At 45.1% G+C, this 11253-nt stretch carries 6 protein-coding genes; 4 read left to right on the top strand and 2 right to left on the bottom strand.

Features of this window, described 5'->3' with window-relative positions; genetic code table 11:
- Positions 1 to 115: 115 nt before the first annotated feature.
- Together DW657_RS05405 and DW657_RS05410 are read right to left on the bottom strand one after the other, a co-directional pair.
- Entirely contained in the window at positions 116 to 1429 is a 1314-nt protein-coding gene (locus DW657_RS05405; RefSeq protein ID WP_118311702.1) for an MFS transporter, read from the bottom strand.
- Positions 1430 to 1455: 26 nt separating this feature from the next.
- On the bottom strand, positions 1456 to 2481 hold the full coding sequence (locus DW657_RS05410) for a LacI family DNA-binding transcriptional regulator (protein WP_118311703.1): 1026 nt from the start codon (positions 2479 to 2481) through the stop codon (positions 1456 to 1458).
- Positions 2482 to 2761: 280 nt separating this feature from the next.
- Between DW657_RS05410 and DW657_RS05415 the strand changes: the two genes are divergently transcribed.
- The 4 genes from DW657_RS05415 to DW657_RS05430 are packed head-to-tail and all read left to right on the top strand — an operon-like array spanning position 2762 to position 10155.
- Positions 2762 to 5860 carry a TonB-dependent receptor gene (locus DW657_RS05415; RefSeq protein WP_118311704.1) on the top strand — a complete coding sequence of 1033 codons (3099 nt, stop codon included), beginning with the start codon at positions 2762 to 2764 and terminating at the stop codon, positions 5858 to 5860.
- Positions 5861 to 5878: 18 nt separating this feature from the next.
- Positions 5879 to 7498 (top strand): RagB/SusD family nutrient uptake outer membrane protein, encoded by a 1620-nt coding sequence (locus DW657_RS05420; protein ID WP_118311705.1) that lies wholly within the window; start codon positions 5879 to 5881, stop codon positions 7496 to 7498.
- Between the two features lie 26 nt (positions 7499 to 7524).
- Positions 7525 to 8679, top strand: coding sequence for a SusF/SusE family outer membrane protein (locus DW657_RS05425; RefSeq protein WP_118311706.1), 1155 nt, complete (start codon positions 7525 to 7527; stop codon positions 8677 to 8679).
- A 24-nt stretch (positions 8680 to 8703) separates the two neighbouring features.
- Positions 8704 to 10155 (top strand): DUF5115 domain-containing protein, encoded by a 1452-nt coding sequence (locus tag DW657_RS05430; protein ID WP_118311707.1) that lies wholly within the window; start codon positions 8704 to 8706, stop codon positions 10153 to 10155.
- Positions 10156 to 11253 lie beyond the last annotated feature (1098 nt).

Here is an 11253-nt window from a genome sequence, read left to right on the forward strand (position 1 = left end):
TAATTTTATTATTTTCAGTGCGAAATTAGCAAAAAAAATCGTAAGTATATAATTTCTATGTGCACAATTTCAGACAAATCCTGCACAAACGTTTGCACGGGTTTTACTTATACACTCATTCATGACCTTTAATAATGCCTACAGACAATGCACCGGCGATAAGCAACACGCCAGCCACAATCATCATATCGCTCTGATGAGAACCAACCAGACTCAGAACAGTACCACCGCAGATGGCAGCCACAATCTGAGGAATACAGATGGTTCCGTTGAACAAGCCCAGGTAAGCGCCCATGTGACCATAACCCTGCAGAGCATTGGTTACGAAAGTGAAAGGCATCGCCAACATGGCAGCCCAGCCGGCACCAATCATCAGGAATGGGATAAACTGCAGATACTGATCGTGCAGGAATGGGATGAGAGCGAAGCCCACACCACCTATAATCAAGCTCACACTATAAGCCATCTTGGTATTCTTGAACTGAGGAAGAACCACTGCCCAGAGCACACTGCCTACTGCCTGAAAGGCAAAGAGGATGCCTACCCAGTTGCCTGCCGCCTGGAACTCTGCCGACTTTGGATCGGTGGTATTCCATACGGTCTCAGCGATGGCACCTGTAGAATAGTTCCAGAGATAAAGGAAAGCAGCCCAACAGAAGAACTGAACCAGTCCCACCTTCCAGAAAGTAGAAGGTGCGTTTTTCAAGAGGGTAATCCAGTCTGCCTTGCCCTCTTCTTCCTTTTCTACCTCGCCAGCTACACCATTATAGGCAGCATACTGCTGAGGATTCCACTCCTTCACCTTCATCGTGGTATAGATGACACAGAGGATGAGGATGGCAGCGCCCACGTAGAACGACCAGATCACAGAATCAGGCACCACGCCCTCTTCGGCTACATTCTTGATACCCAGGAAGGTAAAGAGGAATGGAAAGATATATCCGGCTACAGAACCGGCATTGCAGAGGAAACTCTGGATAGAGTAAGCCTTTGCCTTCTGCTTCTCGTTTACCATATCGCCTACCAGCATCTTGAAAGGCTGCATCGCCATATTGATGCTCGTATCGAGGAACATCAGGGCAATCAAGCCGAAGAGCATCGCACCGCTTACCGTCAGACCGAGAGAGCCGGAATTCGGCAGCAGGCACATCACGAGTACGGCGACCGTGGCTCCCACAAAGAGATAAGGGATGCGGCGACCAAAACGGCACCAGGTCTTGTCACTCAATGTGCCGACAATAGGCTGTACAAGGATTCCCATCAATGGAGGGAGAATCCAGAAATAACTCAAGTTGTGTGGATCAGCACCCAACGTTGCAAAGATTCGGGAGATGTTGGCGCTCTGAAGAGCGTAGGCAATCTGTACTCCGAAGAATCCGAAGCTCAGATTCCAGAGCTTCCAGAAACTTAAATCAGGTTTTTGTGTCATATTGTTGTTATTTTAAAATTTCAATTTTATCGGGTAGTTCCTCGAACCACCAGACGAGTTCTTACCACTCGCTTCTCAACGTCATGCGTAGGGGTGGATCCTTCCACCAGTCCGATGAGAATATTGGCAGCCTCTTCGCCTACAGCCACTCCACGCTGTTCTACCGTGGTGAGCATCGGATCGCAAGCCTTGGCTCTGTCGCCATTGGTAAAGCCACAGATACTGATGTCATTCGGCACATCGAAGCCCATTCGCTTGGCTGTATAGAGAATGCCTATCGCCGTATCATCATTGATGGCGAAGAAAGCATCCGGATGATTTTCTTCCCTCAATATCTCTGGGGTAACCACCTCTGCCTGGGCACGGTTGTCACAGATTCTCACCCAGTCGGGGTTCTCCGTCAATCCATGTTTCACCAGTGCATCATGATAACCGTTATAACGGTTCTTGGAGATTTCCATATTCATCGGCGAACCGTAGAAGGCTATCTTCTTGCAGCCCGTATCCACCAGATGGGTAACGGCGGTAAAGGCGCCCATATAGTCATCTACTACCACTCGGGAGCAGTTCACGCCCGTACAGATTCTATCGTAGAAGACGAGAGGCACGCCATTGTTCATCAACTTCTCGAAATGGGCGTACTGCTTGGTATCCTTCGCCTGTGATACGATGATACCACATACCTTATTCTTATAGAAGTCCTCGCAGATGGCCACTTCCTTGTCGTATCTTTCGTTACTCTGTGCCACCATCACACGATATCCGCGGGCTCTCGCCTCCTCCTCTATGCCCGAAAGGACGGACATAAAATAATAATGTACGAACTCCGGTACAATGACTCCGATGACCTTCATCGGCTGTACCTTGCTATGGCGCAAAGCCTCACCAAGCATGTTCGGAAAGAAATTATGTTCACGCGCAAAAGTCTGGATACGCTCCTTCTGGGCAGCACTGATTCTAGGACTGTCCTTCAACGCCCGGCTCACTGTAGCAACACTGACTCCCAGTTCGCGAGCAATATCTTTCATTGTTATGTTGTTATTTTCGTTCATGTTGTTTTAAATCACGCTGCAAAATTAGGCAAATATCCGCTATTTTGTACTTTTTTTGTTGACCTAAATCAAGCAAAAGGAATGCAAACGTTTGCGCATAAGAAATAACGGAATTAACTGAAAAATAGTACATCGTATCGAAAAAGACTTTAATTTTGCACCCAGAAAGAATAAACAATTAGACAACTCGACCTCTTTACATAAACAGGCCAGAGACTAAAAGCAGAATATTCATTTTAAGAATAACAATAGTATAAACATAAACTTAAAAATCAAGCAAATGATGAAGCAGGTAAAAATTAAATTACCTCTCAGAGCATTGACCCTCGCAGGTGGTCTGCTTCTGACGGTGAGTTCCTTTGCGCAGACTAATGCGATTAAGGGACATGTGAAGGATGCTTCCGGTGAGCCTGTCATGGGTGCTACCATTACAGTGAACGGTAAGGCAGTAGGTATTACCGACATGGATGGTAACTTCTCTGTTGACGCAGCTCCAGGTACTAATCTGACTTTCACCTATCTGGGAATGACTCCACAGACCGTGAAGGCTTCTAAAGAAATGAGCATTACCTTGCAGGATGACTCTAAGTCTTTGAATGAGGTCGTAGTCATCGGTTATGGTGTGGCTAAGAAGTCTGACTTAACCGGTTCTGTTACAGCTATCAAGCCAGACTCTAAGAACAAGGGTGTGGTTGTCAACGCACAGGATATGCTTACAGGTAAGGTTGCCGGTGTAAACATTACCAGCAACGACGGTACTCCTGGTGGTGGTGCCAAGATCCGTGTTCGTGGTGGTTCTTCTCTGAACGCATCTAACGACCCATTGATCGTTATCGATGGTCTGGCAATGGACAACGATGGTGTTAAGGGTCTTTCTAACCTCCTTTCTGTAGTAAACCCACAGGATATTGAGTCTTTCAGTGTCTTGAAGGATGCTTCTGCAACTGCTATCTACGGTTCCCGTGGTTCTAACGGTGTCATCATCATTACAACCAAGAAGGGTCGCAAGGGTCAGAAGCCTACCGTTTCTTACTCTGGTAGCGTAACCATCAGCGAGAAGAAGAACACAATTGATGTTCTTAACGCTGACGAGTTCCGTGCAACAGTTGAAAAACTGTATGGAAAAGACAGTGAGGCTTATAGCGCACTGGGTACAGCCAACACCAACTGGCAGGACCTGATTTACCGTACAGCTATCAGCCACGACCACAACATTACAGTTTCTGGCGCAGCTAAGTCTCTCCCATACCGTGTTTCTGTAGGTTATACAGACCAGCAGGGTATCGTCAAGACATCAGACTTCAAGCGTGCTACAGCATCTTTGAACTTGAACCCATCATTCTTCAAGGATCACTTGACATTGAACCTGAATGCCAAGGGTATGTATGCCAGAACCTTATATACTGATGGTTCTGTAGTTTCATCAGCTGTAAGAATGGACCCAACCCAGGATCCATACAACTTTACATCTGAATATCACAAGAATCAGCTCAGAGACAAAGATGGCAACAGTCTCCTGGACCAGACTCTCAAGAACTATGGTGGCTATTTCCAGTGGTCAAAGAAAGCAGAGTATGGTGATAACACATGGCCTTTCACTTTTGACAGCACCACACAGATGCCTAACCCTCTGTCTTTGCTGGATCAGGGCAGTCAGATTGCTCACAGCCGTTCATTCATCGGTAGTGCAGACATCGACTATAAGGTACACGGTTTCGAGGACTTGAGATTGCATGCTACCTTGGGTGCAGATATCTCAAAGGGTCGCCAGAGCCAGTCATTTGCTACATCTTGCACAAACGCATTGTACTATGGCAGCTACGGTGGTGAGGAAATTCTGAAGCGCAACCTCTCTTTGAGTGCTTACGCTCAGTACTACAAGGATTTCAACAAGATTCATCACTTCGACATCATGGCAGGTTATGAGTGGCAGCACTTCTGGCGCAGCAAGAACAATGACTATGTAGGTTATTATCCTGAAACAAATAACGATGCAAGTCTTAAAGGTACAGAGCGTCCTCATACTCCATATAGCGAGAAGAGCGAAAGCTACCTGGTATCTTTCTTCGGACGTGCCAACTATACCTTGCTCGACCGTTACTTCCTGACAGCAACCGTTCGTGATGATGGTTCTTCACGTTTCAAGGAGCACTGGGCATGGTTCCCATCATTCGCTTTTGCATGGAAGGCTAACGAAGAGGCGTTCCTGAAGAACGCTGACTGGTTGTCTGACTTGAAACTCCGTCTGGGCTATGGTAAAACTGGTCAGCAGGCTGGTTCTATCGGTGACTATGAGTGGATTCCTTCTTATGCTATCAGCACTGGTACAAACGGTTTCTATCCTGTTACTGGTACAGGTGAGCTCTACAGACCAAACAACTACCGTCCTGACTTGAAGTGGGAAACAACCACTACCTACAACGTAGGTTTGGACTGGGGCATCATGGATCAGAGATTGTCTGGTAGCGTAGATTGGTACTACAGAAAGACTACCGACTTGTTGAACTATGCTCCACTTCCTTCTATGGCAGGTTACAAGAACCAGGCATGGCAGAACATCGGTTCCTTGAAGAATACCGGTGTTGAAGCAGCTATTACCTGGCGTGCTATCCAGACCAAGGACTGGTTCTGGACCATGACATACAACTTCACTTACAACAAGAACGAGATTACCGACTTGAATGGTGTATCAGAGAATGGTGCTCCTGTTGTTAATACAAACATCAAGGTAGGTGATGGTTCTGGTGCTTATCTGCAGGCTAACCAGGTGGGTTATGCAATGAACTCATACTATGTTTACCAGCAGGTTTACGACAAGAACGGCAAGCCAATTGAGAACTGCGTAGTTGACCGTAACGGTGACGGTAAGATCAATGAAAGCGATAAGTATCTCTACAAGAGCCCAGCAGCTCCTGTAACTATGGGCTTCTCTTCTCGCCTGGAATACAAGAACTGGGACTTCGGTTTCTCTTTGCGTGCAAGCCTCGGCAACTATGTATATAACAATGTTGAGCAGGGCATGAGTAACATGAATACAGGTGAGTGGTTCTCTAACTCTTTGAAGTACTTCTCTAACCGTTTGAAGAGTACAGTTGAGAGAAACTGGCAGACCTACGAAATCACTTCTAAGTTGTCTGACTACTATGTGAAGAACGCTTCATTCCTGAAGTGTGACAACATCACATTGGGTTACAGCTTCAACAACCTGTTTAAGTCAAGCGGCTGGCATGGACTTTCAGGTCGTGCATACGCTACTGCATCAAATGTATTCACAATAACCAATTATGACGGTTTGGATCCAGAAGTAGGCGATGGTTATGACAACAACCTCTACCCACGTCCATTCTCTGTAGTAGTTGGTCTTAGCTTGAATTTCTAATAAGAAAGGATATCAATTATGAAAAAATATATTAAAAATATTGTTCCTGTAGCAGCACTCCTGCTTACAATGGGAACAACAACATCATGTGTCGGTGATTTGGACGTTACTCCGATTAACCCAAACATCCAGACAAACCTTAACATCGATGGTCTTTTCAACAAGTGCTACGCTAACTTTGCCATGGCTGGTAATGGTGGTGCTAATGGCGATTGCGACATTGATGGTATTGATGGTGGTACATCTGGTTTTGTACGCCAGACATTCAATGCAAACGAGCTCACAACCGATGAAGCTATCTGCGGTTGGGGTGATGATGGTATTGCCGGCTTCTGCTATAATAACTACAATGCCACAAACCCAATGTTGACCGGTTTGTACGCCCGTATTACAACTGGTATTGCTTATTGCAACCAGTATCTTGCTGAAGCAGGAGATCAGGATGCAACCAAGCTTGCTGAGGTTCGCTTCCTGAGAGCATACGAATACTATAGCTTGATGGATGCATGGGGCAACATCCCATTTACACTTCAGCCATTGACCAAGCCTGAAAGATATACCAGAGCACAGACTTACGAATGGCTCGAGAAGGAGCTTCTTGAAATAGAACCAAACCTTTCTGAAGCAAAGGCTAAGAAGTCATCAGATGCCGGTTACGGCCGTGTAGATAAGGCTGCATGCTGGTTGCTTCTCTCCCGCCTCTACCTCAATGCAGAGGTTTATACTGGCACAGCTCAGTGGGAAAAGGCAAAGGAATACGCCAAGAAGGTGATGGATTCATCTTATAAGCTGAACACCACAAGCGTAAACGGCTGGAGTGCTTACCAGATGCTCTTCATGGGCGATAACGGTGAGACTGATGCAGCTTACGAGGGTATCTTCCCTCTCTTGCAGGATGGTTTGAAGACCACAAGCTGGTGTTCAACACTCTTCCTGTTGGCTTCTACCTACGATCAAGATATGCACGCAAATCCAAACAACCCTTCAGCTACCAATGGTACTGACCAGGCTTGGGGTGGTAACCGCGCTCGTCCTGACTTGGTGAAGAAGTTCTTCCCTACTGGTAACGTTCCAAATCTTGAAAGCTACGCTACAGCAGAAGCTGCCGGTGACGACCGTGCTCTCTTCTGCGGTGTAAACCGTACATTGGATAATGATGACGTTTCTACTTTCAAGAGCGGTTTCGCTGTTGCTAAGTTTACCAACTTCAAGACAGACGGTAGTGCAGGTCATGATGCTACATTCCCAGATGCAGACTACTTCCTGATGCGTGCAGCAGAGGCTTACCTGAACTTTGCAGAGGCTGATGCCCGCCTCAATGGTGGAGAGACTACAGCTGAAGGTACAGCAGCTATCAATGCTATCCGCAAGCGTGCAAATGCCTCTACCCGTCCTGAAGACAAGAGCTATTCTCTGAACGATATCTGCGATGAATGGAGCCGTGAGTTCTACTTCGAGGGTCGCCGTCGTATGGATCTGATTCGTTTCAACCGTTATGGTGGCAATGTCAACTACAACTGGCAGTGGAAGGGTGGCACCAAGGAAGGTCGCAACTTCTCTAAAGATTTGAATATCTTTGCTATCCCAACCAACGAGTTGACATCTAACAAGAATCTGATTCAGAACCCTGGATATTAATTCGTAAACATAAAAAGAAATTCATTATGAAAAATATAATTAAATCAGCTCTACTCGTTGTCATGAGTTTAACTCTCATGACAGCTTGTAGCGACGACAATGACTCTAATCCGTCTATTCAGACACCAACAGAGTTCAAATTGAATACTCCAGCATTGGTGAATACACCAATCGACCTGGCGAATTCGTCTAAGATTATGTTGACCTGCTCACAGCCTAACTATGGCTATACAGCTAGCGTTCAATATACAGTACAGGTTGCAACAGATGAAAATATGACTGATGCTGTTGAGCTTTCAGAAACCAGCACAAGTGCCAAGGTTGCAATTGATGCAGCTTCATTGGCAAGTACCTTGACTAACATCTATGTGCAAAAAGGCAAGACTGAGGCTGATTTCCCTATGGACGTAAAGGCTTACTTCCGCTTGAAGGCAAATATTGTGACCAGCAATGGTAATGTTGTAGAAGGAACAGAGATTCTTTCTAATGTAGTTTCACTCAACAATATTCACCTCTTGTTCTCATTGCCACCAGTCAATTTGCCTAAGAATGTATATGTAGTAGGTAACTTCTGTGACTGGAAATGGGACAATTGCTTCGATATGGTTCAGGTTTATGGTACAGAGGATACATTCTGGCATCTTGTCTATATCGACGATAGCGGTATCAAGTTCAATACTGCAGAAGCATGGAATAATAACGAAGTTGGTTATGCTGGTATTACTGTTTCTGGCGACTGCAAGAACGACATCATTGACAATGGAGGCAATATCGCTTCCAAGAACCCAGGCTGGTATCTCGTAATCGTAACAACATCTGTTGTAAACCGTGAAATCCACTATGACGTTCAGTTCAACAAGCCAACAATCTGGCTCATTGGTCCTGCAGCTGGTAGCGACGATTTCGCAGAGGAAGCTGAAGGCTGGTCATTCACCGTACCTACAACCAAGGACGGAGAATTCGTATCTCCTGCATTCGTAGGTTCAGTTCCTGCTGGTACTGATAAGGGTGTACGTATGTACGTTAAGATTCCTGGACACGACTGGTGGCATTCTGAGTTCGTCACATTAGACGGTAAGATCAAGTACCGTGCAACAGGCGGCGACCAGGATAGAGCTACAGGTTCTGTAGGTCAGCAGGTTCACCTCAACATCGCTAAGGGAACTGGTGAAATCAAGTAAATAACGATTTAAAATCGAAAGACAATGAAAAAGTTATCATTATATATCTCTATCGCACTTGCAGGCCTCTTTATGGGGTCCTGCAGCGAAGATTTCAAAGACTGGGCAGATCCTCAGACTAACCCACAGGAAGATGCCATCACAATTCCTGGCTACCAGGCAAGTGCAGTAGACGCATTAGACCTGGCTAAAGTAGCAGAAGACAGCATGAATGTTTATACCATCAGCTCTGCCACTCTTCCTGAAGGTTTCGAATTGGGAAACAGCCGAATCGAACTGACCCCAGAGGGTGTAGAAAATGCAACTGCCACAGAAGTAAAGACTTCTAATGATGGTAAAGCTGCCAAGGCAGACCTGCAGGCTCTTATTGAAAGCGTTTATGGAAAGGCTCCTGTAGCTCGCACCTTCGACGGTCATGTTTACACAACTGCCGTAAAGGATGGACAGGCTGCTTTGATTGACGCAGGTACTGTAAAGGTGACAGCTACACCTGTAGCTCCTAACATCTCTCAGAACTACTATATCATTGGTGGTACTTTGGATTGGACAGCTGATGCAGCAAAGACCCAGAAGTTCAACCATAGCGACATTAATGTTTACGATGACCCAATCTTCACAATCACAATTCCAGCAAAGGAGGGTGACGATACTTGGTTCGGTATTGTAGATGACGCAGCTTGCGAAGGTGTAGCTAATGGTGACTGGAGTTCTGTTCTCGGTACAGCAAAAGGTAACGGCAATAACGCTCTGAATGAAACAGAGCAGTTGGATACCCGTGCAAAGGTTGGCAACGATGCATCATTCAAGGTTCCTAAAAGTACTGGTGCCAAGTACATCAAGGTTGAGATCAATATGTTGGAATACACCTACAAGATTACTCCTCTCTCATTCGGTGAGTACTTCTATGAGATTGGCGGTGATTCTAATTGGAAGACAACAAATGCCCTCTATGGTGGAAATGGTGACGGCAAGTATCAGGGATTCTATTACCTGAATGGCGAGTTCAAGTTCAAGCCAAAGGCTGGAACTGATGACTGGGCAGGTGACTATGAATTCGATGGCGAAGGCAAGATTGCCGACAATGGCGGCAAAAACTGCCCTGACCCAGGTGCAGGTTTCTACAAGATTGACGTTGACTTGCAGGCTGGTACATACGCTCTTACTCAGGTGAAGTCTATCACTGTCGTAGGTAACCACAATGGTTGGAAGCAGGATGACGCTAACTGCCACATGACATACAATAAGGAAGCAGGTTGCTGGGAGCTCACAACCACATTGAAGGATGGCTTCAAGTTTGCCATGAATGATGATTGGGCTATAAGCTGGGGTGGTGCAAACAACGACCCTACTGCTTACGACAACATCTCTGTTAATAATGGTAAGGATCTCAATGTTCCTGCAGGCGAAGGCACCTACAAGATTCAGCTCTACCTCTCTCACGAGGGTGCTAACAAGGTGGTTCTCACCAAGAAGTAATGAAAGAGTAATAGATTTACTTCATCACGAATATATATAATTTATAGGCGACTCTCAGATTCTGGGAGCCGCCTATTTTCGTTTCATCCTCCAGTATTTCAATGTAAGCCATCGGCAGAAAGAACTATTTGCAGAAAATATTTAAGGTGAATCATAAATCTCCTTTCACGGAATGTGGATTGTATTGAAAATAAGAGAGTTAAGTGTGAAAGGAAAAATCTATTTATTTTGAGATGGTAATTGATGGCTAAGCTTAAATATGGCGATGTGCCTTGCTCCAATAGGGAATAGTGGGTGTTTTGATAATGAATAGTGGGTGCTTTGATAATGAATAGTGGGTGACTTTGTTATGAATGCTGGGATAAAGGATAGTAACCAGAAGGATGAGGGATAGATGTTAGCAGGAGAAAAGGGGTGAGTTATCGGCTGGACGACTAAGTTCGTCTATATGGATGACTCGGGTCATCTATATGGCTCACTACCGTCATCTATATGGATGACCCGGGTCATCCGATACAAAGAAGCCTTTTCTATTCCTTTTGTGATAGTTGCTTTCTCCCTTAGACTAAGTTGCTTTCTCCTTATATGAATAGTCCTATCTACTGATTATTATTGTTGTTTCAGAGAATTCTCCTTTCACACTTAAGCAACTGATTATAAGTATATTCTGATGATTGTGAAAGGAATAAGCACAGATTGCACCCTTATTCTCCACTTAGCATTAGTGACTATAAATAACTTTACAAGTCAAATGCAATAAAATATTTCCTTAAGAGAAAATTTTCAATCTCTTCTTTCCCCATTTTCCGGGAGTTTCTCCTTGACTGTCTCTTTTTGGAATATTATTTACATAGCATAGTCTATATGCCAGCAGAAGGAAGGACTATGATGTGATTCCCCCTCTCACCAGCCACTTCGCAAAGAAGCGGTCGCTTACTAATCGGTTTAACACAGATACAGATGCAAACGTTTGCGCATTTCTTTTGCGTGATTTACATCAGTTGGAGAAACAACTCACCGATTTTCGTCGTAACTTTGCAACAGTTATCAAAGCAACAACTCTAACTGGATAAATATGAACTATAATAATAAAAATGA

The organism is Prevotella sp. AM23-5, from assembly GCF_003473645.1.
In the GTDB taxonomy this organism is placed as follows: domain Bacteria; phylum Bacteroidota; class Bacteroidia; order Bacteroidales; family Bacteroidaceae; genus Prevotella; species Prevotella copri_A.